Source organism: Nocardioides sp. NPDC127514, assembly GCF_040302125.1.
Classification (GTDB): Bacteria; Actinomycetota; Actinomycetes; order Propionibacteriales; family Nocardioidaceae; genus Nocardioides.
Genome location: NZ_JBEORF010000042.1, coordinates 26802 through 48971, shown reverse-complemented (window position 1 = coordinate 48971; position 22170 = coordinate 26802). Strand labels below are relative to the sequence as shown.

Below are 22170 nucleotides of genomic sequence, written 5' to 3'. Positions count from 1 at the left end.
TGTCACCCTTGAACGGGACGCCCGCCGGCACGGCCTCGGCGCGGCTGGCCAGGATCTGCGAGGTCGGGGCGTTGTTGAAGTAGGGGTCCGTGGCGCGAGTGGGCAATCCGATGCCCACTCGGCCGACCGGAGTGACGTCTCGACGGGTCAGTAGTCGGTGCGGTCCTGCTTCGCGAGCCACGCGTCGAACGGGTCGTACGCCTGCGGGATCCGCAGCTCGTCGACGCGGGTCGGCCAGTCGTGGTGCTCGTTGGCGCGGCCGGTCCCGAACAGGTCGTAGAAGGCGCGGTCGTCGAACCCGCCCTTGGCCGCGTCGTCACGGTCGGCCGCGTAGACGACCCGGTCCAGGCGCGCCCACAGCGCGGTCGCCAGGCACATCGGGCAGGGCTCGCACGAGGTGTAGAGCGTGCAGCCGGCCAGCGAGAAGCTGTCGGCCTCCTTGCAGGCGGAACGGATCGCGACGATCTCGGCATGGGCGCTCGGGTCCAGGTCGCGGGTGACCCGGTTCTGGCCCGTGCCCAGCAGGATGCCGTCGCGCAGGATGATGGCGCCGAACGGGCCGCCGCCGTTGTTCACGTTGCGCACGGCCAGCGCTACGGCCTGCTCCAGCCACATGGTGTCCGTCATGCCTAGTCCCCTCGCACAGGCCCGAGGATCGATGTTCCTACTGTCATTCTGCTCCTCGACATCACTCGACCTCGTGGAGCCGGTCATAGGTGGCGCTGATGGTCGAGACGCGGTCGCGTCCGGCCCGTCCCCGCTCGTGGAGTACGCCGTCGGCGAGCACGCTCGCCAGCGACATCGGCGCGGCCAGGGAGTCGAAGGCGAGAGCGCCCTGGACCGGGCACTCCAGCGCGATGTCGGCACGGCCGAGGTGGACCGTTCCGGTCGGGTCGGCGATCACGATCACGGTGCTTCCGGAGGCCGCGGCGGCGTCGACGAACTCGCCGAAGCCCGGCGGCCGGCGCCGGAGCCCGACCGCGACCACCACCGATCCCTCGCCGAGCTCGGCCAGCTCCTCGCCGATGACCTGGCCGGGAGCGGGCGCGAGCGTGACCCGCTCGCGGGTCTGGGTGAGCTGCTGGCGCAGATGGAGCGCGACCGGGTAGGAGTTGCGCCAGCCCGCGACCATCACGTCGCTCGCCTTGGCGATGGCCTCGATCGCCTCGGCGATGCCGGCCTGCTCCACGACCCGCGTGATCGCGGCTGCCTCACCCTCGGCGTGGGCGCTCAGGTCCGGAGCGCCCTCGACCCGTCGCGGCTCGCCGGCCGTACGCAGCCCCCGCAGGTGGTCGCGTACCTCGTCGAAGCCGTCGAAGCCCAGCGAGCGAAAGAGCCGGCTCATCGTCGCTTTGGACACCTCCGCGAGCGAGGCCAGCTCGGCCGCGCGGTAAGTCGCCAGGTCGTCGAGATGCTCCAGCAGCGTGTCGGCCGCCTTGCGCTCCTGGGGCGAGAGCGTCTGGTAGTTCGCGGCGATCCGCCGGTCGATCCGCTGATCCGCCCGAGTCGTGCTCACGGTCATGTCGATCACGCGAAGCCCGGCACCGAGGCCCAGGCGTCCGGCTCGGTCGATCCGTCGCGCTGCAGGGTCGCCTCGATGAGCCCGTAGGGCCGGTCGGCGGCGAAGAAGACCTCGTTCGGGTTGTCGAGGTCGAAGGGGGAGAGGTCGACGAGGAAGTGGTGCTTGTTGGGGCAGGAGATCTTGAACTCCGCGATCCCCTCGAAGGCCTCCATCACGGCCTTGCCCATCTCATAGATGGTCTGCTGCAGCGCGAGCGAGTGCACCTCGGCGAAGGTGTCGAGCATGATCGCGCGGATCCGGTCGTAGGCCTCGTTCCAGTCCTCCGGATGCGTCTCCCAGCGCCACCAGGCCGTGACCGAGGTCGCCAGGATCCGGTCTGTCGTCTCGGCGAGGGTGGTGTAGCGGTCGCGCGGGAAGCCGTGGAACTCCGAACCGGTCGACTTGAGCACCACCAGGTCGGTCAGGCCCGAGAGAACGAACTCTCGTTCGCCGTAGCTGTTGACCACCGCCGTACGCGTCTCCTGACCGCGCCGGGCGAACGAGAACTCGTTGGCCGGGAGGCGGTCCCAGGCGTACGACTCCGCCTTCATCACCGACCCGGTGACCCACGGCTGATCGGCCCAGTAGGCGGTGAGGTCGAGCAGGAACGCCTCCGGCGAGGTGATGCCGAGCTCCTTGGCCTTCGCGTAGACCACGTTCTTCTGGGTGTCGGTGGCGTGCACGTGCACGTTGTCACCCTCGGTGAACGCCGTCGCGAAGTCGCCCCTGAGCTGGGTGGACACGTTCAGGTCGTGGATCGTGTGCCGCGCGCCCTCCCGGTCGACCTTGACCAGGCGTACCTCCGCCTTGCCGTGCTGGTTGGGGCCAAGAGTGATCGACATCAGCTTCCTCGATAGGTCGTGTAGGAGAACGGGCTGAGCAGGAGGGCGACATGGTGGTGCTCGCCGGCGGTGACGGTGAACCCGACGGTCACCTCGGGGAAGAAGGTCTCGCGATCCTGCTCGGCGAACCACGGCCCGGTCTCGAAGGTCAGGATGTGCGGCCCGGGCGGCACCTCGCCATCGAACCGCACCCGCCCGTCGGCGTCGGTGGTCGCGGTGCGCGCGCTGTCGTCGGGAAGGGTGAGGTAGAGGGCGAGCCCGGCGGCCGGCCGGCCGAGGGCGGCGTCGAGGACGTGCGTGGAGACGGTGGTCATGCCACCAAGCCTCGCAGCCGGAGCAGCGCGATCTCGGCGAGCTGGCCCTTGGTCACCGCGATTTCGGTAGCCGGGTCGTTCTCCAGCCGCTCCTCGAGCAGCGCGAGCATCTCCTCGGCGCTGCGTCCGGCCGCGCGCACCAGATAGATCTGCCCGAACCGCTCCTCATAGGCGGCATTGCCCGCCCTCAGCCGGGCCTGCACCTCGGCGTCGGCCGGGTCGACGCCGGCCTGCTCACGGGCGGAGAGCGCCGCGCTCGCCCCGTCTCCGGAGTGCCGTTCCCCGATCCTGGGGTGGTCGGCCAGGGCGCCCTCGACCTCCTCGTCGGTCCAGGCCGCGGCCAGCTGCCTCGCGGCGGCGAGCAGGTCCGGGATGTCTGTGTAGGGCCGCCCCGCGACCAGTCCGGCCGCCCACGAGGGGATCGCGACGCAGGGGGCGACGACGCTCTCCGCCTCGTCGGCGGGCAGCGCATGGAACTCGGCGAGCGTCATGGTCACCAGGGCAGCCTATGAAACGAGCGTTTCGGCGTCCGCAACGCAGGTTGCCTTTGTGTAACGCCCCGGCAGGCTACCCCGCGAAGCTCTGGGCCAGGGCGAGAAGGTCGCGGTCGCGGCCGGGTGCCGCGACCAGACAGAGCCCTGCCGGGAGGTTGGTGGAGGTGCGTACCGGGATCGAGACGGCGGGCAGGCCGGCGATCCCGGCGACGCAGGTGAGGCGCATGGTGTCGTCGCGCGCCCCGGCAGCGTCGGCCGCCGTCGGTGCCACCGACGAGGCGCTGGGATAGGCGAGAATGCGGTCGCCGACGACGTCGAGGATCTCCGTACGCGCCTGCGCGAGCACGGTGCGCGCCTCGGCGGCCTGCTCCCGGGTCACCGACCGGGCCATCTCGAACCGCCCGCGCACCGCCTCGCCGAGCGTGTCGAGCCGGGTCTCGAGCCAGGCCCCGTGGGCCTGCCACGCCTGGTAGGCCTGTCCGATGACGAAGGCCTGGCGCCACTCGTCCAGTCTGGCCGCCTCCCAGTCCAGCGGCTTGGCCTCGGGCAGCGCTTGGTTCACCGCGGTGGCGACTTCCTCGGCGGCGAGCCCGACCAGCGACGGCACCAGGTGGACCTCGTCCACCGAGACGGACGACGCCGGAGCCTCCGGCAGCAGTACGTCCCCCACCGCCTGCAGCAGGAACGCCGAACGCGTCATCCACCCGACGGTGTCGAAGGCCTTGGCGAGCGGAAGCACGCCCTCGCGCGAGACGGCCCCGTGCGACGTACGGATCCCGTAGAGGCCCTGATAGGCGGACGGGACCCGGATCGAGCCGCCGGTGTCGGTGCCGAGCCCGATCGAGGCCTGGCCGAGGGCGACCGCGGTCGCCGACCCCGATGACGAGCCGCCGGGGATCCGTCCGGGAGCCTTCGGGTTCGGCGGCGCCCCGTAGTGGGCGTTGAGCCCCGACAGCGAGTAGGCGAACTCCTCGGTGCGCGCGATTCCGCGCACCGACGCCCCGGCATCGAGCAGCGCGGCGACGGCGGCGGCATGCGACGGTGCCGTCGGCGCCTGCTCCAGCCAGGCCGGGCTCCCCGCGCCGACCGCGAAACCGGCGACCGCGAAGAGGTCCTTGACCGCGACGGTCTCTCCCGAGAGCGCGCCGTCGGCGGTGTGCGAGGAGACGAGCGGGTCCCCGACGACCCGCCAGATCCGGGTGTCGAAGGCCGGCGCGGGCGTCGAGACATGGGCCGCGGTGACCTGCCAGCCGCCGTACTCGATCCGCACCGGGTCCCGCGCCCACAGCTGCGTCTGGAGCCCGCGTCCGCCGCGGTCGAGCTCCGTGACGGCCACGATCAGCGCGTGGTCGTCGTCGATCACCTGCACGTGGGTCTGCACGATGCGCCGCTTCGGCGCGCCACCGCGCGACCCACGGAAGGCGGAGATCTGCTCGTGCCCGACGAGCAGACCGGCGGCATCGCCTCGCAGGGTGGTCGGTGAGTCGGCGAAGAGTGCGTCCAGGGCGGCGACGTCGTCGGACATCAGCGCGCTCTCGTACGCCCGGAAGGCCTGCAGCAGCCCGTGCGGGACCGGTTTGAGCTGGGCGCCGGCATGTCGAGGGGTCATAGGGCGAAGTCTGCCTTGCGGATCGTGGCGTGTACGCCTTTGACGACGTCGACGACCTGAGAGATCCGGAAGTCGGTGGCCGCCGAGAGATAGGCGTACGCAGCCTCCGGCTCCATCCCGAAGCGCGCGCTGAGCAGGGCGATCGCGGCACGGACGCAGTTCTGCGTGGCCACGTCGAGGGACTCGTCGAGCCCGGTGGGAATCAGGAACTCAGAGGTCTCCGCCAGCGGACCGGCGAGCTCGCCGAACCGCGTGGCGGCCTCCTCGCGCGCGACCAGGTCGAAACGGAGCGTCGCCCGGAGCGACGCCTCCAAGGCCGTCAGCGAGACCTCGCCGTCACCCTGCGCGAAGTGCGGGTCGCCGACGTAGGCCAGTGCCCCGGCGACCTGGACGGGCAGGTAGAGGGTCGCCCCGGCCGTGAGCAGCCGGATGTCGATGTTGCCGCCGTGCGAACCGGGCGGGACCGAGTGCGGCCGCTCAGACCCCGGCACGGCGACCCCCATGATCCCGAGGAACGGGTCGAGGGCGAACGACGCCGGCCCGATCACCCCACGTCCGTCGACGACGGGCGTGAAGACGCTGTGCACCGGCGAGTCGCCGCGCGGGAACTCGTCCGGCAGCGCGCCGCGCCCGTGCCGGTTCGAGACGACGCCGTAGGGCACTCGCGGCAGCGTCTCCAGCACGGTGATCGCGAGCAGGTCGCCGACCTCGGCACCTTCGACCTCGATCGGCCGCGAGACCACGTGCGGCCCGTCGACGCCGAAGGTCCGCTCGTAGCCCGAGGCTGCGAGAGCGACCGCGTCGGAGAGGACCTCCGAGACGCCGTGGGCCGAGAAGAACCGCTCGGGATCGCGCCCCTGGTCCTCGAGGATGCCCTCGTGGGAGATCGTGTCCACGGTCACCGAGGTCCCCGGCGCGACGCTCAGCACGGGGGAGTCCGTCGCGCACGGCAGCCGTCCCCACAGCACGTTGTCGACCTCGGCCGGGAGGTAGGTCGAGGAGGTGATCGGTCCGGTTCCCGGCTGCAGTGCCGTCACGGTGGGGGCAGTCATGGTCGAAACCGTATGGAACGGATGTTTCACGCTCGTGACGAGCGGATCGGCCGGTGACTCAGAAGACGAGCGCGACGCCGAGGAGCACCGCGATGAGCAGCAGCGCCCCGGCGAGGATGAACCCGGTGGAGAAGGCCGGCAGAGGGCGCCGTTCCCGCATCGCGCGCTCGACCCGCGCCCAACGGACCATCGCGAGGACCGTGCACAGGATCGCGGTGAGCACCAGCAGGGCGACCACGCCGATGCGTACGCCCTCCGCGGAGGGCACCTGGAACGAGTGCAGCGCGACCGCACCGGCGAGCAGGCCGAGAACGGTGCGTGCCCAGGCCAGGAAGGTGCGCTCGTTGGCCAGCGTGAACCGCGGGTCCGGCTCGGAGCCGTGGTGGTAGACCCAGTGCGGGTGCCGCGGGTCCTCCTTCGATGGCGTCTCGGTCATGCCCCCATCGTCCACCACATCGGGTCCCGATCTAGATTACTACCCATGGGTAATAGGGAACCGGCCGAGTTCGACCGCGACATCGCGGTCCGTCGGGTCGATCAGAAGACGTACGCGGCCGACCTCGCGCCGGGCTGGGTGGTCGGCGGCGGGGTCAACGGCGGCTACCTGCTCGCGGTGATCGCCAACGCGCTGCGGGCTCACCTGCCGAACCACCCGGACCCGATCGTGCTGAGCGCGTTCTACGCCGGCGCGAGCACCCCGGGGCCGGCGGAGATCCGCATCGAGACCAAGCGCGACAAGGGCTCGCTGGCCATCGCGACCGCCGAGCTGTGGCAGGGCGAGGAGTTGCGGATCACCACTACGGCGACGTACGCGGACCTCGACGGCCTCCACGCCAAGAGCAGCGGCTTCGAGCGGGTCACCGCGACCGAGCCGGAGCTGCCGCCGCTCGATGAGTGCCTCTCCTCGACCACGGCGCCGGAGGAGATGAAGAAGTTCGTGCCGATGCTGGACCGCTACGAGCTCTGCGTGCCGAAGGAGCAGTTCGTCTGGGGCGGTGCGGCGCCGACCGGCGAGGCGGTCTTCACCGGCTGGTTCCGGCACCACGACCGCGAGCCCGACCCGCTCTCGCTGCTGCAGGTGCTCGACGCGCTCCCGCCGGTCACCTTCGGGCTCGAGCTGCCGGGCTGGGCGCCGACCCTCGAACTCACCTGCCACATCCGTCACAAGCCGGCACCGGGCTGGCTCAAGGTCACCCACTTCTCACGCAACCTCTCCGGCGGGATGTTCGAGGAGGACTGCGAGGTCTGGGACTCCGAGGGCAAGCTGGTCGCGCAGGCGCGTCAGCTGGCTCGGCTGCCGCGCGCCTGACGGGTCAGATCCGCCGACTCGGCGCCACGAAGGGTCACATCGGGGCGCAGCGGTCCTTCCCGCCGTACGCGTCCCAGTGCCAGGCCTCGGCGGAGTACTGCTTCAGCCCGAAGTCCAGAGCGTTCTTGTTCAGGAACCGCCACACCGCGCTGGCCGGCTCCGAGGCCCGCGTCGCGCAGGTCTTGCCGCCGGTCGCGCTGGGCTGCTCGAAGTCGATGGCGATGCCGAGCTGGTGCGAGGAATGGCCGGGCTGCGCGGTCAGCGTGTAGTCGCCGGACGGGCAGCCGCCGGTGGCGTCCTCCTGGCACAGCGCCTTCTGCTTCTTCATCGTCCGGAACGAGCTGCCCGCGACCAGGTCGACGCCCTGCTTCGAAGCCCTCTTGACCAGCGCTGCCGCGGCCCCGGAGATACGTGCGTTGACGACGGTCAGGCCGTCGGAGCCGTCGATGTAGTAGGGGTCGCCCTTGGTGCTCTCGGTGCCCGTGTTGGGCAGCCCCTCGACCGCGCAGAGCCGCACCGGGATCAGCCTGCCCTCGTCATACCCCTCGCCCTCGCCGAGGTCCTTCGTCCCCGGCGCGCATACCAGCGCGGTCGAGTCGGCGCGTACGTTGCCGACCGGCCTCGTCGGTGCTGCGACCTCGAGGAGCTTGCCCTCGGCAGCGCCGGCGGCGCGCTGCTCGGAGGCCTCCACGGCCAGCTCGGCGAGATGACCGGTGACCCCGCCGGTGTTCGCGTCGGCGTCGGTCTGGCCGGCGTCCGGGGCCGTCTTCGGGACGTCCTCGGGGCAGGTCGTGATCGTCTCGCTCAGCGGCTTCTGGGTCCCGGACGCGAGGGTGATGTCGGCACACACGACCGTGGTGTGGTCGCGCTTGGCGTAGGTGTCCTGCCAGGTCCGGTAGCCCGCCACCGAGAAGCTGTTGCCTGCCTCGTCCGCCTGCAGCGTACGCAGCCTCAGGCCCTCGCCGTAGGCGCCCGGCTGCTCCAGCCACGTGCCGATGTCCGCGGCGGTGACCTCCCAGCCGACGCTGCGCAGCGACGCCACGGCCACCGACAGGTCGCTGCCGACGCCATTCAGGTCATCGGTGGTGGTCTGTTCCCACTTCTGCGTCTGGTCGTAGAAGTCGTACGCCCCGTAGCCGCCCACCCCGACCAGCGCGAGCAGCAGCAGACTCACGACCACCTTCGGCCACCGCCGCTTCTTCGGCGGCTCCGGCCCGAACCGGCCGGGCCCGAAACCCTGCGGGTACGCCGGGGGAGGCTGCTGTCCGTAGGGCTGCTCGAGGTAGGGCTGGTCTTGGTAGGGCTGGTCTTGGTAAGGCTGCTCCGGATACGGCTGGTCCTGGTAGGGCTGCTCCGGATACGGCTGGTTCGGGTAGGGCTGCTGATCCGGGTAGGGCTGCTGGCCGTAGGGCGGCTGCTCAGACGGATAGGGCTGCTGCTGTGCCGGCGGATAGGGCTGCTGCTGACCCGGGTACGGCCGCTGCTCGGGGTAGCGCTGCCCGCCCGGGTAGGGCTGGTGCTGCCCCGGATGAGGCCGCTGCTGACCAGGGTGCGGCTGCTGCGGCCGTCCCGGCGGCGCCTGTGGTCGCTGGGGCTGCCGCGGGCCGGGGAAGGGCTGCTGCCCCCGGTAGGGCGGGCGAGGCTCGCCGGGGCGCCGCGGGGGCCACTGCTGATCGCTCATGATCGGGCCCCGGACGGGGGCAGGCAGGCGATGAGCAGAAGACGGCGAGGCACGGCGTTGGAGCGTACCCAAGAGACACCACTTTCCGGGTGTCTAGGGAACAATCTCACACGTGAACAGCCCCAAGACCGTAGTGGCCGCGGCGATCCTCAGCGCCGATGGCAAGCAGGTGCTGGCCGCGAGGCGCACGTTCCCGCCCGAGGCCGCCGGACGCTGGGAGCTCCCCGGCGGCAAGGTCGAGGACGGGGAGATGCCGGAGGCGGCCCTCGTCCGGGAGATCGGCGAGGAGCTCGGCTGCCTGATCGAGGTGCTCGACTGGATGCAGGGCGAGGCGCCCATCGGTGAGGAGGCCCGCCTGATCGCGGCCACCGCGCGGGTGGTCGCGGGGGAGCCGAGGCCGCGCGAGCACGACCAGGTCCTCTGGCTGGCGGCCGAGGACCTCGACTCGGTCGACTGGCTCGAGCCCGACCGTCCGTTCCTCGATGCGCTCCGCCACGTACTCGGCGTGCCCGAAGGGACCACCCTGCGCGGCATCTTCTTCGAGGAGGAGGATGCCCGTTCGGCCGCCTCGACGCTGGAGCGCGAGGGCTGGACGGCCCGGGTCACCCGGGAGCGCTACCAGGGCGAGGACGACGACGAGGACCATCCCTGGTCGGTGGAGACGGACGCCCCGGAGATGGTTCTGGAGCTGCTGGTGGACCAGTACGACGGCTGGCTCGACATCCCCGAGGATGCACCGGACGACTCGATCGCCCCCGAACCCGTCGAGCTCCCCGACAACCCCAAGCGGATAAAGCGCCCCGACCTAGGATCGAGTTCGTGACTTCACAGAAGAGCCTGCTGCTCGTGCACGCCCACCCCGACGACGAGACGATCACGACGGGGGCGACGATGGCGAAGTATCTCGCCGAGGGCGCCCGCGTGACCCTGGTGACCTGCACGGCAGGGGAGATGGGCGAGATCCTGGTGCCCGAGCTGGCCCACCTCGCCGCGGACCAGGACGACGCCCTGGGCGATCACCGCCGCGGCGAGATCGAGGACGCGATGGCGGCCCTGAAGGCGCCCGACGGCAGCCAGGTCGACCACCGCTGGCTGGGCGGATTCGGCAACTATCGCGACTCCGGGATGACCTGGAGCGAGGACCGCACCCACGCGCTCCCCGACCCCGACGCCCGCGAGAACGCCTTCTGGTACGCCGACCTCAACGAGGCCGCCGACCACCTCGTCACGATCATTCGCGAGGTGCGCCCGCAGGTGCTGGTCACCTACGACGAGTTCGGCAACTACGGCCACCCCGACCACATCCAGGCCCACCGGGTCGCGACGTACGCTGCCCATCTCGCCGCCGTGCCGACCTACAAGAAGGAGCTCGGCGAGGCCCACGAGATCGACCGGATCTTCTGGACCGCGATCGCGGAGAGCTGGATCCGCGAGGGGCTGCGAGCGGCCCGCGCGGCCGGCAACGAGGACGCGCTCGGCGGGATGGACCCCGAGGGTCCGCTGCCGATGGCCACCCCCGACGTCGACATCGCCGCCGCGATCGACGGCACCGCCTTCGCCGACCAGAAGGTCGCCGCGATGCGCGCCTACCCCACCCAGATGGACATGGAGGAGGGGATCTTCGCGATGACCAACAGCCTCGGTACGACCGCGTGGTCCCACGAGCACTTCCGGATCGCCAAGGGAGACGTCGAAGGGACCACCCTGACCGACCTCTTCGCCGGGTTGTGAGGCCGCTCGGCGGCCTGGCTCGTGGTGGGGCCGGTCTTCTCCTCGGTCTCGTCGTCGGGGTCGCGGCGGTCGCGGTCCACCCCTGGTGGTGGGGTCTGCTGCTCGCGTTGGCCGCGTCCTCGGCGACGCTGCTCATGCTGCCGCGTGGGGCCTCGAGGGTCGCGTACGCCGTGGCCTGGGCGATCGTGGTCGCGCTGGCCGCGACGCCGAGGCCGACGGGCGGGTATGCCGTCGTGGGCGACGTGGCGGGATACCTGATGATCTTCTGGGCCGTGCTGATGGTCGTGGTGGCCACCGCGACCGTGTCGAGGGCCGCTTCCCGGGCCGATCAGGACCTCGCCGCGAAGTGACGAACGTCCCAAGATGGGCTACGGGTTCGGCCTAGGGGGGTATAGGTCCTAGGCTCTCCCGCATGTCCCATGAGCCCGAGGCCTCCAAGGCCCCCGAGCCCGCGAAGCAAACTGACGCGGCCGGGTCCAACGCCAGCCAAGCTGGCGCGGACGATGCTGCCATCGAGACGATCATGATCCCTCAGATCGAGATCGATGCTCGTGTTGCCGAGTCGACGGGTGCTGCGCCGGTCCCGACCGATGCCGATGAGGATCCCGCCGAGGAGACCCTGCTGCGCAGCACGATGCTGCGCTCGGAGCTGCCGAAGCGCGCGCCGCTGCCGGAGGACGAGAACTTCCTCTTCGTCTCGAAGAACCGGAAGTTCGCCCCGGAGCCGGACGCGGTCGACGCCGCCCCCGACCTGGCTGACGACGCGGCGACCGAGATCGCCTTCGACCGCCAGGTCCAGGACGTCCCCGACTTCGATGACGAGCCTCTCGAGGCGACCGTCATGGGCGTCGGGCCGTTCGTCGTGAACGAGCCGGCGCCCGCCGAGCCTGCTCCTTTCGAGACGGCCTTCGAGCAGCCCGACTACGCCCAGCCGGTCGCGGCCGAGAGCAAGCCGCTCGGCACCGGCACCAAGGTCGCCGTCGCGGTCGCTGGCGGTGTCGCCATCCTGGCCTTCGCCGGGTGGGCTGCTGCGTACGCCGTGGCCGGGGAGAAGATCCCCGAGGGCACCACGGTCGCGGGCGTGGACATCGGCGGCATGACGGCCGACGAGGCGACGCCGCTGCTGGACCAGAAGTTCGCCCCGGCCCACAGCCAGCCGATCAACGTGACTGCCGGCGACAGCACGACCGAGGTCAACCCGGCCGACGCGGGCCTGAGCTTCGACGCCGAGGCGACGATCGAGAAGGCCGACGCCGTACGCAGCTGGAGCCCGGTCAAGCTGTGGAAGCACTTCACCGGCGGTGGCGAGATCGAGCCCGTCATCAAGGCCGACGACAAGCTGATCGCCAAGGTCGCGGCCAAGGTGAACAAGCGCGCCGGCACCCCCTTCAAGGACGGCGACGTCGTCATCAAGAAGGGCAAGATCAAGACCACCCAGCCGGTCGCCGGCGAGGGCGTCAGCGACGAGGCGCTCCAGACCGCGCTCGCCGGCCAGCTCCTCGTCGAGGGCGAGCGCAAGGCCGACGTACCTCTCGCGGAGCTCACCCCCGACGTCGACGAGGCCGATGTCCAGGAGGCGGTCGACAAGGTCGCCACGCCGGCGGTCTCCGGCCCGATCACGCTGAAGTTCGAGAAGACCCCGGTGGAGCTGTCCCCGAAGGAGTTCGGCGACGCGATCCGGTTCGACCCCAAGGACGGCGAGCTGCAGGCCTCGGTGGCGCCCAGCAAGCTCAAGAAGGTGCTCAAGAAGGCCCTCGCCGACGACGCCGCGAAGCCGGTGGACGCGACCATCAAGATGGTCAACGGCGCTCCGAAGGTCATCCCCGCCAAGCCGGGTGTCACCTTCAACCAGAAGGACCTGGAGGCGGTCTTCCTCGACGTCGTCACCGCGCCCCAGGGCGAGCGCACCGTCGAGGTGAAGTCGAAGGTCGCCAAGCCGAAGGTCACCACCGAAGAGGCCAAGGCCTGGGGCGTGAAGGAGAAGGTCTCGACCTTCACCACCAACTTCCCCTACGCCGAATACCGCAACGTCAACATCGGCCGCGCCGCCGAGCTGGTCAACGGCACCGTGCTCGCTCCGGGCGACACCTTCTCCCTCAACGGCATCGTGGGGGAGCGTACGGCCGCCAACGGCTTCACCAAGGGCTGGATGATCCAGAACGGGATCTTCCGCGAGGACTACGGCGGCGGTGTCTCGCAGATGGCGACGACCACGTTCAACGCGATGTTCTTCGCCGGTCTCCAGGACGTCGAGCACAAGGCGCACTCGCTCTACATCGACCGCTACCCGATCGGCCGTGAGGCGACCGTCGCCTGGCCCTCGCTGGACCTGAAGTTCAAGAACAACACCAAGTACGGCGTGCTGATCCGCTCCTGGGTCAACCCCGCCAGCGCCAGCGGCCAGGGCTCGGTGACCGTCGAGATGTGGTCCACCAAGATCTACGACATCAAGGCCCGCACCGGCGAGCGCTACGACTTCAAGTCGCCGGGCAAGCAGAAGATCACCGACGGCAACTGCGAGAACACCGTCGGCGCCCCGGGCTTCTCGATCAACGTCTGGCGCGACTTCTACAACGCCGGATCGGGCACGAAGGTCGACACCGAGACCTTCAAGACCACCTACATCCCGCAGGACGAGGTCGAGTGCACGGACGAGTCGGAGAAGCCGCCGCCGCCCGCCGACCCCAACTAGCGTTCAGCGAGAGCTGAGTCGGCGCAAACGGACCGGAGCGAAGCGAGGACCGTGTTGCGCCGACTCGGCGCGTGCTGTCAGGGCGTCAGGCGGTGCAGGTCACGGGGGAACAGAGTGACCTCGCGGATGTTGGCGGCCCGGACGAGCCGAGCGACCCATCGTTCGAGGCCCAGCGCAAAGCCGCCGTGGGGCGGCATCCCGTGGGCGAAGGCCTGCAGGTACGACGCGTACGCCGCCGGGTCCTCGCCGCGCGCCCGGATCGCCTGCTCGTAGTCGGCGAGCCGGTGCAGGCGCTGCCCGCCGGTGACCAGCTCCAGGCCCCGGAAGAGCAGGTCGAAGCTGTTGGTCCAGCGCTCGTCACCGGGCTGCGGGTGGGTGTAGAACGGCCGCTTCCCGATCGGGTAGCCCTCCACGGCCACGAAGTCCGAGGCGTACGTCTCCCGAGCCCACGCCCCGAGCGCGCGCTCGTGCTCGGGAGCCAGGTCGGGCTCGTCCTCGGCCGCCCCGACCAGCTTCAGCGCGTCGGTGAAATGGATGACCGGGATCTCGTCCGGCACCACGGGAAGCGCTGCGCCCAGCCGTTCGACCGCGTCTGAGGCGTACGCCGTGATCCCCTCGACCATGCCCGCCACCACCGTGCGGAGGACGGCGAGCACGTCGCGGTGGTCGCGGATGAATCCGAGCTCGACGTCGAGGCTGACGTACTCGGCCAGGTGTCGCACCGTGTCGTGCGGCTCGGCCCGGAAGACCGGCCCGACCTCGTAGACCCGTTCGAAGACGCCCACCAGCTGCTGCTTGTAGAACTGGGGCGACTGGGCGAGGTAGGCGGACCGCCCGAAGTAGTCGATCTCGAAGACGTTCGCTCCCGACTCGGTCACCGACTCCACGATCTTGGGGGAGTGGACCTCGGTGAAGCCGGCGGCGTCGAGGGTCTGCCGGAAGCCGCGAAGGGACGCCGCGGCGAGCTCCCATCGGGCCCGGACCGCGGGATGACGCCAGGTCACCGGCGCGTGGTCGAGCAGGGTCGGCAGACCGGCCGCGAGCTCGGGTCGCCAGAGCTCGACCGGCGGGGTGATCGCAGGGTCGGAGAGCGAGGTGACCACCGGCGAGGTGACCTCGACGCCTCCCGGCGCCTGCGGGTTGGCGGTGGCGATGCCGATCACCTCGACCGGCGTCTCCTCGGGTGGCGTCTGCTGCCCGTCGGCCGGCTTGATCACCACTTGGGCAAGGCCGCTGTGGTCACGCAGCACGAGGAACGTCACGGCGGCGAGCTCGCGTCGTCGGTGCACGTGTCCGCAGAGCCGAACGGTGGTGCCTGGTGTGGCCGCGGTGAGACGGGCGGCGAGCGTACGGTCTATCGGTTTCATCATTCCTCCAGGTGGCGAGGCCCTGGAGGTGTGGGCGGGGGCTAGGTCGCGGTGCCACCACACCTTCGCTGATGTCTCATCAGCCTCTCGTCGATACGCCGTACGCGCGGGTGCCGCCGTGCCGCGGGGCAGAGGGTCGTCACTCCTCGGCGGTGCCGCTGACGATCGTAGATCTCGCCACAGGCCGTCCGCCAACGCGTTTCCTGGCCGTGACGCGGATCACAGCCGTTCGTTGAAGCGGTCATGCGCCCGTTCCTGCTGAGTCTTCTCGCTGCTGTCGCGCTCGTTCTCGTCCCGGCCCCGCCTGCCGCTGCTGCGGGGCCGAGCCCGACCGCGATCCCGCTGCCGGGGTCGCCCTACGGAGACCCTGCCGGGTCCAACGACTGGGCGTGCGCGCCGTCGGCAGCGCGCCCGACGCCGGTGATCCTGGTGCACGGCACCTTCGGTGACCGCCGCTCGCTGCTGGACCCGATCTCGCTGGCCGTGAAGCGGGCCGGGTTCTGCGTCTACTCGTTCGACTACGGCAACCGCGCGACCGGCGACATCCGGGACTCGGCCGCTCACCTGGGTGAGTTCATCGAGCGCGTACGCGAGGTCACCGACGCCGACAAGGTGTCCCTCGTAGGTCACTCCCAGGGCGGGATGATGCCGCGCTACTACATCAAGAACCTCGGTGGCGCCGCCTACGTCGAGGACCTCGTCGGCCTCGCCCCCTCCAACCACGGCACGACCATCGTCATGGACGGGACCGCGATCGGAGCCACCGGTCTGTGCCAGTCGTGTGCCCAACAGGCGGCAGGCTCGCCGTTCCTCGTCGACCTGAACGCCGGCGACGAGACCCCGGGCGACATCTCCTACACCCAGATCGTCACCGCCACCGACGAGGTGGTCGTGCCTCACACCTCCGGCTTTCTCGCCGAGGGCCCGAACACCACCAACGTACGCATCCAGGACGCCTGTGCCCTCGACCTCTCCGACCACCTGCTCATCCCGATGAGCACCTCCGCCATCGCCCTCACCCTCGACGCCCTCACCCACGAAGGCCCCGCATCCCCGGGCCTGAAGACCTGCTGACCGCGCCGTACCGTTCACCCATGCACCTGGACCTGGTCACGATCGTCGTGCCCGACTACGACGAGGCGGTGGACTTCTTCCGCGACGTCCTCGGCTTCGAAGTGACCGAGGACGCCCCCGCGACGACGAATGACGGCTGCCCGAAGCGATGGGTGGTCGTCCGCCCACCCGGCGGCGGCACCGGCTTCCTGCTCGCCCGGGCCGACGGTCCGGCGCAGGTTGCGAGGGTCGGTGACCAGACCGGTGGCCGGGTCACGTTCTTCCTCCGCGTGGACGACTTCGGGGTGGCGTACGAGAAGCTGGTCGCTGCCGGGATCGAGCTCGTCGGGCCGGTGCGCGAGGAGCCCTACGGCACCCTCCAGGTCTTCAGGGACCCGTTCGGGAACTTGTGGGACCTGTTGTCCGGCTAGTGGTCACTGCCGCCACGCAGATGCCGGCTGTGTGAGCGCCCGATCGTCGCACCGCTCTTGTCAGAGCGTCTCGTCCTCGTCGAGTGAGCCTTCCCAGAGGACGATCTCACTCTCGGGAAGCGGGTCGAATGCGTCATCAGGGACGCTTACGCGCAGTCCGCCCACAGTCCGCTGGTTTGACCGTTTCTCGCTCGTGGTCTCAGCCTTTGCGCTCTCCACGCCGCCACTCTAGAACGGCTGGAGCTGTGGAGCGACTGAGTTGGTTCGACAGGCCTGTCAGGGCGTGGGCGAGGCGTAGTAGCGGCAGCGGTGGTGCTCGGTGAAGCCGAGGCCCTCGTAGAGGGCGAGGCCGGGGGCGTTGGTGGTCTCGACGTGCAGCCAGGCGGCGCGGGCACCGCGTTCGGCGCCCCATTCGAGCAGGGTGGCGAGGGCTTTGCCGGCGAGGCCCTGGCGGCGGTGTGCCTCGGCGACCTCGAGGTCGTGGATGGCCAGCCAGTCGCGTTCCATCGTGCCCATGATCCGGGCGGTGTCGCCGAGGGTGATCAGCACCTGCGCGCCGCTCTCGCCCACGGTCTCGACGTGGGCGTCCTCGACGGGTGGCGGCAGCAGTCGCCGGGTTGCGGCGAGCCCAGCGAGCTGGAACTCGACGGTCACGTCCTCGACCCAGCCGCGCGCGAGCACGGCCTCCTCGGCCGCGGAGCCGACCTCGATCTTCACCCTGGGTCGCTTGTGGCGGGCCCGGTAGAAGCTCTCGACTCGATCGATCGCCGCATCCAGGTCGACACCGGGGTCGCCGATCGCCAGCGCCGAGTTGGGCCGCCGGCGGACCGAGACCTCGTGGTCGAAGAGCACCCACTCGCCCAACGGCTCCGAGGTGGTGCCCGGGAAGATCGCGGCGCTGAGCAGCTCGGCCTCGCGCACCCCGATCCGCAGGCGTACGTTCGGCCGCGGTGGCACCGGTTTGCCGGAGACGATCTCGGCGACGGGCACGCTCACCTGCTCCCCGGACTCGCGCTCGATGACCGCGATCCCGTCGGCCCAGGACGTACAGATCCCGAGGATGTCGGTGAAGGCGGGGCCGCCGGTGGGGCCGGTCTCGCCGGGCACGAGGCGGCGGATGACGATCCGCTTGCCGACGACATGTGGTCCCAGGAGATGAGCAGGCACGTGGGGATACTAGGCTGTTCCCTGAAGGGCCAGTCGCGCCCCTCTGACTTTCGTGATACCCCGCTTGGAGGAGCCCCGAATGACGTACGTCATCGCCCAGCCCTGTGTTGACGTGAAGGACAAGGCTTGCGTCGACGAATGTCCGGTGGACTGCATCTACGAAGGCAAGCGGATGCTCTACATCCACCCCGACGAGTGTGTCGACTGCGGCGCCTGCGAGCCGGTGTGCCCGCCCGAGGCGATCTTCTACGAGGACGACACCCCGGAGGAGTGGAAGGAGTACTACGACGCCAACGTCAAGTTCTTCGACGACCTCGGTTCGCCCGGTGGTGCCGCCCGCATGGGTGAGATCGACAAGGACCACCCGTTCGTCGCCGCGCTGCCCCCGCAGAACCAGGACTGATGCCGGCCTCGATCCCGGTCTCGCAGCGGCTGCCTGACTTCCCCTGGGACAAGCTCGCTCCGTTCAAGGAGAAGGCGTCCGCGCACGCTGACGGGCTGGTAGACCTCTCGATCGGGACTCCGGTCGACCCGACTCCCGTCGTGGTGCAGAAGGCCCTGGCCGCGGCGGCGGACTCGCCGGGCTACCCGACCACGATCGGCACGCCCGCGGTGCGTCAGGCCGCGATCGACTGGCTCGCCCGCAACCACGGCGTCGACGGCCTCGGGCTGGACAACGTGCTGCCGGTGATCGGCTCCAAGGAACTGATCGGCTCACTGCCGCTGCACCTCGGCGTCGGGCAGGGTGACCTGATCGCCTACCCGGAGCTCGCCTACCCGACCTACGAGGTCTCCGCGGCTCTCGTCGGCGCCGACACCGTGGCCACCGACTCGCTGGTCGCGCTGGGCCCGAAGGCGCCGAAGATCCTGTGGATCAACTCGCCCTCCAACCCGAGCGGCCGGGTGCTCCCGGTCGAGCACCTGCGCAAGACGGTCGAGTGGGCGCGCGAGCGCGGCACGCTGCTGATCTCCGACGAGTGCTACATCGAGTGCGCCTGGGACGTCGAACCGATCTCGGTGCTGCACCCCGACGTCTGTGGTGGCTCCTACGAGGGCATCCTCGCCGTCCACTCGCTCTCCAAGCGCTCCAACCTCGCGGGCTACCGTGAGGCCTTCGTCGCCGGTGACGCCTCGGTCCTCGGCGAGCTCCTTGCGGTCCGCAAGAACCTCGGCCTGATGATGCCGGGCCCGCAGCAGGCCGCCATGGTGACCGCGCTCGGCGACGACCAGCACGCCAAGGAGCAGCACGCCCGGTACGCCGCCCGGCGCACCAAGCTCAAGGCGGCGCTGGAGTCGGCCGGCTTCCGCATCGACCACTCCGAGGCGTCCCTCTACCTGTGGTCGACCCGCGACGAGGACTGCTGGGCCACCGTCGAATGGCTCGCCGAGCGCGGCATCCTCGCCGCGCCCGGCGTCTTCTACGGCCGCGCCGGCAGCCAGCACGTACGCATCGCCTTCACCGCCACCGACGAGCGCGTCGACGCCGCCGTCGCCCGCCTCTCGGCGTAGCCGGGCGGGGTTTGCCCCATACGTGAAGATTGGTGGAGTGAGCGCACAGCCGGGGACCCCGACGGGCCCGCCGACCATCCCGCCCCCGGGTCCGCGCCCTCCCGCGCCGGGCCCTCACGGGCCGAGACTCCCCGAGCCGGCGCGCGAGGCGCTGCGGAAGTCGGCGCGGGAAGCCCGCAAACAGCTGCGGCCGGTACGCAAGCACCTCATCGTCCTCGGCGTCGTGATCGCCGTCGCCCTGGTCTTCGCGGGCATGCGGCTCCTTGGTGTCGGGGTCGGCGGCATCCCGGTCCTCGCCCGCGAGGCCTGCACCGTCACCTCCGAGGGCGAGACCTACGACCTCTCCTCCGAGCAGGCCGAACGTGCCTCGGCGATCGCCGCCCAGGCCGTACGCCGCGGCCTCCCCGCCCGCGCGGCCTCCGTCGTACTGGCGGTCGAGCTCGCCGACCACTCGCTCGAGCGGGATCCGGCGAAGGCGGCCGGCCTCTACGACCGGCTCTCCGGGGTCGCCGACTATCGCCAGCAGTCCGTCCCGGGCGTCGCCCAGCAGATCAGCGACGGCTCGCGTGACGGCTACCGCGACGCCGAGCCCGAGGCACGGGCCCTGGCCTCGGCACTGACCGGCAACACGCCCGAGGCATTCTCCTGCGTCGTCAAGGGCGGTGCCGAGGAGGTCCCGGACAGGCTCAGCGGCGCCGGACTCACCTCGCGCGCGGAGGCGCTGCGCGAGGACGTACGCAATGTCTACGGGGGCCTCCCCGAAGGCGGCTTCCAGCCCGGCGGCGTGACGACCGGACACATGGTCGGCTCGGCCCACTACGAGGGCCGCGCGGTCGACTACTTCTTCCGCCCCATCAACGCCCCCAACAACATCAGGGGCTGGTCCCTGGCGCAGTACCTCGTCGCCAACGCCGACCGCCTCGACATCGAGACCGTCATCTACGACGACCGCATCTGGACCAAGTTCCGCTCCGGCGCCGGCTGGCGCGACTACGAGGTCCCGCCCCGTGGCGGCGACCAAGCCATCCTCGAGCACCGCGACCACGTTCACGTCGACGTAGCCGACTGACGCCGAGGCGTCACGTACGTCGGCCGAGAGGTCGCTCGCGTCGGCCGAGTGGGCACCCCGATGCCATCTCGGCCGACCGGGGTGACGCCTCGGCCGACCGGGGTGACGCCTCGGCGGGTGGGGTCAGGCGAGGGTGACGACGATCTGGTCGTTGGTGACCTTGGGAGTGTCGGCCCACTCCTCGTCCTTGCCGGCGGACCAGGTACGGCCGTCGTAGGCGATGGAGGTGGCGCCGAACTCGCTGGCCCGGGCGAGTACGTAGTGGGCGACGGCCCAGCCGTTGCGCTGGCCGGTCTCGCCGGCGTCGACGGGGATGACCACCGTGCTGCCCTCGACCCGGGCGCGGCCGACCATCTGGCCGAGCAGCTGGTTGACCTCGGTCTTGGTCGCTTGGGGCTTACCGGAGCCGGCCTCGGGCTCGTCGATCCGGCAGGTCAGCGCGGCGGGCGAGTAGCCGCTGATGGCGGAGGCGATCGCGCGGCCCTCGCCCTCGTGGTCGGCGTACGCCTCGGGGTAGGCCGAGCGCTGCACCTCCTGCGCCGCCTCCGTGACCACCATGTCCTCGTAGCCCTCGATCTTCACCAGCGCGTCGTAGAACTTGTTGGTGGCGTAGACGGGGTCCTGAACCTGCTCCTCGGTGCCCCAGCCCATCGACGGGCGCTGCTGGAAGAGGCCGAGCGAGTCCCGGTCACCGTGGCTGATGTTGTAGAGCTTCGACTCCTGGATCGCGGTCGCGATCGCGATCGTGGCCGCCCGCGCGGGCAGGCCGCGCTTGAGCCCGAGCGCCGTGATCACGGCGGCGTTGCCCATCTGCTCGGGGTCGAAGCGCGCCTCGTACTCGCCCGCGACCGCCGTGCACTGCTGCAGGTCGGGCAGGATCGAGTCCAGCTTGTCCGTCGCGGCCTGGACGACCCAGTAGATGCCGCCGGCGATCACGCTGAGCACCACCACGGCGGTGAGGAGCTTCTTCAAATCGGCACTCTGCTCTTCGGTGAGTGTCAGTTGGCGTGGAGGGCGGCGTTGAGCTCGATGCCCTCGCCCTTCCACGGAACTGCCTCGATGGCGCCGCTGACGGAGTTGCGGCGGAAGAGGATGTTGGAGGCGCCGGAGAGCTCGCCGGCCTTCGTCACGGTGCCGTCGGGGAGCGTGACCTTGGTTCCGTACGTCACGTAGCACCCAGCCTCGACGACGGCGTCGTCGCCCAGCGAGATGCCGATACCGGAGTTGGCACCGAGCAGGCAGCGCTGACCGATGGAGATGACGGCCTTGCCGCCACCGGAGAGGGTGCCCATGATCGATGCGCCGCCGCCGACGTCCGAGCCGTCGCCGACGACGACACCGCCGGAGATCCGGCCCTCGACCATCGAGGCGCCGAGGGTGCCGGCGTTGAAGTTGACGAAGCCCTCGTGCATCACGGTGGTGCCGGAGGCCAGGTGGGCGCCGAGGCGGACGCGGTCGGCGTCACCGATCCGGATGCCGCTCGGGACGACGTAGTCGACCATTCGCGGGAACTTGTCCACGCCGTAGACGGTCACGTGCTGGCCCGCGGCGCGCAGCCGGGCGCGGGTGAGCTCGAAGCCCTCGACGGCGCAGGGGCCGGCGCTGGTCCACACCACGTTGGTGAGCAGGCCGAAGATGCCGTCGAGGTTCTGCCCGTGCGGCTGCACGAGACGGTGGGAGAGGAGGTGAAGCCGCAGCCAGACGTCCTCGGTGGTCTCGGGCGCCGTGTCGAGGTCCTTGACCTCGACGAGGGCGACCCGCTGGGTGACCTGACGCACCTCGTCGGCGCCCTCGAGCGCGGTCAGCTCGGCCGGCGCGGCCGCGTCGGCGGGCTTCTCGCCCAGCTGCGGCGCGGGGAACCACACGTCGAGCACAGAGTTGTCGGCGGCGTACGTCACGAGGCCGAAGCCCCAAGCTGCATTCGTCACGGGGCGCAGTCTAGTGGCCGAGCCTGAGCGGTCCCTTATCGACGGTCTCGACGTGCGAACATGTGGAGGTGAGCAAGAAGACTGCGCCGCCGATGCCCCAGCTCCTCCAGGCCGACGACGGCACCTGGACCCTGGAGATCCCGGGGGTGGCGACCAGCAAGGGGCACCCGGCGCCGGAGTGGGCGATGGCGAAGGGTGTGGAGGTCGTCCGCCGCGCCGCCTCCGACATCGTCCGCAGCTGGATCAACGGCAAGCCGGTGAGCGACGCCGAGAAGCAGGTGGTCCTGCTCGTCACCCGAGGTGACTCGCAGGTGTACGCCTGGCTCGACGCCGCCTTCGCCGACGACAGCCCCCGCTAGTC

At 70.6% G+C, this 22170-nt stretch carries 25 protein-coding genes; 11 read left to right on the top strand and 14 right to left on the bottom strand.

The annotated features are described in order from the left end of the window. Positions 1 to 147: 147 nt before the first annotated feature. The 8 genes from ABTX24_RS27155 to ABTX24_RS27120 all read right to left on the bottom strand — a co-directional run bounded on the left by ABTX24_RS27155 (position 148) and on the right by ABTX24_RS27120 (position 6308). The gene (locus tag ABTX24_RS27155; RefSeq protein WP_160024805.1) at positions 148 to 627 is read right to left on the bottom strand and encodes a nucleoside deaminase; all 480 of its coding nucleotides are present in this window, start codon (positions 625 to 627) and stop codon (positions 148 to 150) included. Between the two features lie 61 nt (positions 628 to 688). Then, entirely contained in the window at positions 689 to 1522 is an 834-nt protein-coding gene (locus ABTX24_RS27150) for a MurR/RpiR family transcriptional regulator (RefSeq protein ID WP_160024804.1), read from the bottom strand. 5 nt (positions 1523 to 1527) lie between these two features. Then, complete coding sequence (gene pucL, locus ABTX24_RS27145) at positions 1528 to 2403, bottom strand: factor-independent urate hydroxylase (RefSeq protein ID WP_350844100.1); 876 nt, start codon at positions 2401 to 2403, stop codon at positions 1528 to 1530. Beyond that, positions 2403 to 2717, bottom strand: a complete 315-nt coding sequence (uraH, locus tag ABTX24_RS27140; protein WP_350844098.1) for a hydroxyisourate hydrolase — start codon at positions 2715 to 2717, stop codon at positions 2403 to 2405. Before uraH ends, pucL begins: the two co-directional genes overlap by 1 nt. After that, positions 2714 to 3208: a 2-oxo-4-hydroxy-4-carboxy-5-ureidoimidazoline decarboxylase gene (gene uraD / locus ABTX24_RS27135; RefSeq protein ID WP_350844102.1), complete on the bottom strand. Its 495-nt coding sequence runs from the start codon at positions 3206 to 3208 to the stop codon at positions 2714 to 2716. Before uraD ends, uraH begins: the two co-directional genes overlap by 4 nt. A 76-nt stretch (positions 3209 to 3284) precedes the next feature. Next, positions 3285 to 4820, bottom strand: coding sequence for an AtzH-like domain-containing protein (locus ABTX24_RS27130; RefSeq protein WP_350844096.1), 1536 nt, complete (start codon positions 4818 to 4820; stop codon positions 3285 to 3287). Continuing rightward, positions 4817 to 5872, bottom strand: coding sequence for an acetamidase/formamidase family protein (locus ABTX24_RS27125; protein ID WP_350844094.1), 1056 nt, complete (start codon positions 5870 to 5872; stop codon positions 4817 to 4819). The genes ABTX24_RS27130 and ABTX24_RS27125 overlap by 4 nt, the downstream gene beginning before the upstream one ends. Before the next feature lie 58 nt (positions 5873 to 5930). Further along, entirely contained in the window at positions 5931 to 6308 is a 378-nt protein-coding gene (locus ABTX24_RS27120) for a YidH family protein (protein ID WP_160024799.1), read from the bottom strand. A gap of 45 nt (positions 6309 to 6353) precedes the next feature. Here ABTX24_RS27120 and ABTX24_RS27115 point away from each other — a divergent pair, with 45 nt between their 5' ends. Next, a complete protein-coding gene (locus ABTX24_RS27115; RefSeq protein ID WP_350844092.1) occupies positions 6354 to 7181 on the top strand; it encodes a thioesterase family protein in 828 nt (275 codons plus the stop codon). Between the two features lie 34 nt (positions 7182 to 7215). Here ABTX24_RS27115 and ABTX24_RS27110 read toward each other — a convergent pair whose 3' ends face one another. Continuing rightward, complete coding sequence (locus ABTX24_RS27110; RefSeq protein ID WP_350844090.1) at positions 7216 to 8862, bottom strand: M15 family metallopeptidase; 1647 nt, start codon at positions 8860 to 8862, stop codon at positions 7216 to 7218. Between the two features lie 112 nt (positions 8863 to 8974). Between ABTX24_RS27110 and ABTX24_RS27105 the strand changes: the two genes are divergently transcribed. The 4 genes from ABTX24_RS27105 to ABTX24_RS27090 all read left to right on the top strand — a co-directional run bounded on the left by ABTX24_RS27105 (position 8975) and on the right by ABTX24_RS27090 (position 13285). After that, the gene (locus ABTX24_RS27105) at positions 8975 to 9685 is read left to right on the top strand and encodes a (deoxy)nucleoside triphosphate pyrophosphohydrolase (RefSeq protein WP_350844088.1); all 711 of its coding nucleotides are present in this window, start codon (positions 8975 to 8977) and stop codon (positions 9683 to 9685) included. Continuing rightward, positions 9682 to 10593: an N-acetyl-1-D-myo-inositol-2-amino-2-deoxy-alpha-D-glucopyranoside deacetylase gene (gene mshB / locus ABTX24_RS27100; RefSeq protein WP_350844086.1), complete on the top strand. Its 912-nt coding sequence runs from the start codon at positions 9682 to 9684 to the stop codon at positions 10591 to 10593. The genes ABTX24_RS27105 and mshB overlap by 4 nt, the downstream gene beginning before the upstream one ends. Continuing rightward, a complete protein-coding gene (locus ABTX24_RS27095; RefSeq protein ID WP_350844084.1) occupies positions 10590 to 10943 on the top strand; it encodes a hypothetical protein in 354 nt (117 codons plus the stop codon). Before mshB ends, ABTX24_RS27095 begins: the two co-directional genes overlap by 4 nt. A 62-nt stretch (positions 10944 to 11005) precedes the next feature. Then, positions 11006 to 13285, top strand: coding sequence for a VanW family protein (locus tag ABTX24_RS27090; protein ID WP_350844082.1), 2280 nt, complete (start codon positions 11006 to 11008; stop codon positions 13283 to 13285). 77 nt (positions 13286 to 13362) lie between these two features. Here the strand turns inward: ABTX24_RS27090 and aspS are convergent, their stop codons facing one another. Continuing rightward, positions 13363 to 14652 carry an aspartate--tRNA(Asn) ligase gene (aspS, locus tag ABTX24_RS27085; RefSeq protein ID WP_350844080.1) on the bottom strand — a complete coding sequence of 430 codons (1290 nt, stop codon included), beginning with the start codon at positions 14650 to 14652 and terminating at the stop codon, positions 13363 to 13365. A gap of 243 nt (positions 14653 to 14895) precedes the next feature. Here aspS and ABTX24_RS27080 point away from each other — a divergent pair, with 243 nt between their 5' ends. Both ABTX24_RS27080 and ABTX24_RS27075 read left to right on the top strand, forming a co-directional pair. After that, positions 14896 to 15726: an esterase/lipase family protein gene (locus ABTX24_RS27080; protein ID WP_350844078.1), complete on the top strand. Its 831-nt coding sequence runs from the start codon at positions 14896 to 14898 to the stop codon at positions 15724 to 15726. Between the two features lie 20 nt (positions 15727 to 15746). Next, positions 15747 to 16136 carry a VOC family protein gene (locus tag ABTX24_RS27075; RefSeq protein WP_350844076.1) on the top strand — a complete coding sequence of 130 codons (390 nt, stop codon included), beginning with the start codon at positions 15747 to 15749 and terminating at the stop codon, positions 16134 to 16136. Positions 16137 to 16196: 60 nt separating this feature from the next. Here ABTX24_RS27075 and ABTX24_RS27070 read toward each other — a convergent pair whose 3' ends face one another. Beyond that, positions 16197 to 16355: a hypothetical protein gene (locus ABTX24_RS27070; protein WP_160024790.1), complete on the bottom strand. Its 159-nt coding sequence runs from the start codon at positions 16353 to 16355 to the stop codon at positions 16197 to 16199. 57 nt (positions 16356 to 16412) lie between these two features. Then, a complete protein-coding gene (locus ABTX24_RS27065) occupies positions 16413 to 17303 on the bottom strand; it encodes a GNAT family N-acetyltransferase (protein WP_350844074.1) in 891 nt (296 codons plus the stop codon). A gap of 79 nt (positions 17304 to 17382) precedes the next feature. On the opposite strand from ABTX24_RS27065, the gene fdxA reads away from it, so the two are divergent. The 3 genes from fdxA to ABTX24_RS27050 are packed head-to-tail and all read left to right on the top strand — an operon-like array spanning position 17383 to position 19881. After that, positions 17383 to 17706 (top strand): ferredoxin, encoded by a 324-nt coding sequence (gene fdxA / locus ABTX24_RS27060; RefSeq protein ID WP_008358813.1) that lies wholly within the window; start codon positions 17383 to 17385, stop codon positions 17704 to 17706. Next, positions 17706 to 18812: a succinyldiaminopimelate transaminase gene (gene dapC / locus ABTX24_RS27055; protein WP_350720716.1), complete on the top strand. Its 1107-nt coding sequence runs from the start codon at positions 17706 to 17708 to the stop codon at positions 18810 to 18812. The genes fdxA and dapC overlap by 1 nt, the downstream gene beginning before the upstream one ends. A gap of 37 nt (positions 18813 to 18849) precedes the next feature. Next, entirely contained in the window at positions 18850 to 19881 is a 1032-nt protein-coding gene (locus ABTX24_RS27050; RefSeq protein ID WP_350844072.1) for a VldE C-terminal domain-containing protein, read from the top strand. A 123-nt stretch (positions 19882 to 20004) separates the two neighbouring features. Here the strand turns inward: ABTX24_RS27050 and ABTX24_RS27045 are convergent, their stop codons facing one another. Both ABTX24_RS27045 and dapD read right to left on the bottom strand, forming a co-directional pair. Continuing rightward, positions 20005 to 20853 (bottom strand): hypothetical protein, encoded by an 849-nt coding sequence (locus ABTX24_RS27045; protein ID WP_350844070.1) that lies wholly within the window; start codon positions 20851 to 20853, stop codon positions 20005 to 20007. Between the two features lie 26 nt (positions 20854 to 20879). Next, complete coding sequence (dapD, locus tag ABTX24_RS27040; protein ID WP_350844068.1) at positions 20880 to 21809, bottom strand: 2,3,4,5-tetrahydropyridine-2,6-dicarboxylate N-succinyltransferase; 930 nt, start codon at positions 21807 to 21809, stop codon at positions 20880 to 20882. A 68-nt stretch (positions 21810 to 21877) separates the two neighbouring features. Here dapD and ABTX24_RS27035 point away from each other — a divergent pair, with 68 nt between their 5' ends. Then, the gene (locus ABTX24_RS27035) at positions 21878 to 22168 is read left to right on the top strand and encodes a hypothetical protein (RefSeq protein ID WP_350844066.1); all 291 of its coding nucleotides are present in this window, start codon (positions 21878 to 21880) and stop codon (positions 22166 to 22168) included. Positions 22169 to 22170 lie beyond the last annotated feature (2 nt).

Bases quoted from the DNA above. Each gene is read 5' to 3' on its own strand.
- ABTX24_RS27155 (WP_160024805.1), bottom strand. From the start codon at position 627: ATGACGGACACCATGTGGCTGGAGCAGGCCGTAGCGCTGGCCGTGCGC.
- ABTX24_RS27150 (WP_160024804.1), bottom strand. From the start codon at position 1,522: ATGACCGTGAGCACGACTCGGGCGGATCAGCGGATCGACCGGCGGATC.
- pucL (WP_350844100.1), bottom strand. From the start codon at position 2,403: ATGTCGATCACTCTTGGCCCCAACCAGCACGGCAAGGCGGAGGTACGC.
- uraH (WP_350844098.1), bottom strand. From the start codon at position 2,717: ATGACCACCGTCTCCACGCACGTCCTCGACGCCGCCCTCGGCCGGCCG.
- uraD (WP_350844102.1), bottom strand. From the start codon at position 3,208: ATGACGCTCGCCGAGTTCCATGCGCTGCCCGCCGACGAGGCGGAGAGC.
- ABTX24_RS27130 (WP_350844096.1), bottom strand. From the start codon at position 4,820: ATGACCCCTCGACATGCCGGCGCCCAGCTCAAACCGGTCCCGCACGGG.
- ABTX24_RS27125 (WP_350844094.1), bottom strand. From the start codon at position 5,872: ATGACTGCCCCCACCGTGACGGCACTGCAGCCGGGAACCGGACCGATC.
- ABTX24_RS27120 (WP_160024799.1), bottom strand. From the start codon at position 6,308: ATGACCGAGACGCCATCGAAGGAGGACCCGCGGCACCCGCACTGGGTC.
- ABTX24_RS27115 (WP_350844092.1), top strand. From the start codon at position 6,354: ATGGGTAATAGGGAACCGGCCGAGTTCGACCGCGACATCGCGGTCCGT.
- ABTX24_RS27110 (WP_350844090.1), bottom strand. From the start codon at position 8,862: ATGAGCGATCAGCAGTGGCCCCCGCGGCGCCCCGGCGAGCCTCGCCCG.
- ABTX24_RS27090 (WP_350844082.1), top strand. From the start codon at position 11,006: ATGTCCCATGAGCCCGAGGCCTCCAAGGCCCCCGAGCCCGCGAAGCAA.
- aspS (WP_350844080.1), bottom strand. From the start codon at position 14,652: ATGAAACCGATAGACCGTACGCTCGCCGCCCGTCTCACCGCGGCCACA.
- ABTX24_RS27080 (WP_350844078.1), top strand. From the start codon at position 14,896: ATGCGCCCGTTCCTGCTGAGTCTTCTCGCTGCTGTCGCGCTCGTTCTC.
- ABTX24_RS27075 (WP_350844076.1), top strand. From the start codon at position 15,747: ATGCACCTGGACCTGGTCACGATCGTCGTGCCCGACTACGACGAGGCG.
- fdxA (WP_008358813.1), top strand. From the start codon at position 17,383: ATGACGTACGTCATCGCCCAGCCCTGTGTTGACGTGAAGGACAAGGCT.
- dapC (WP_350720716.1), top strand. From the start codon at position 17,706: ATGCCGGCCTCGATCCCGGTCTCGCAGCGGCTGCCTGACTTCCCCTGG.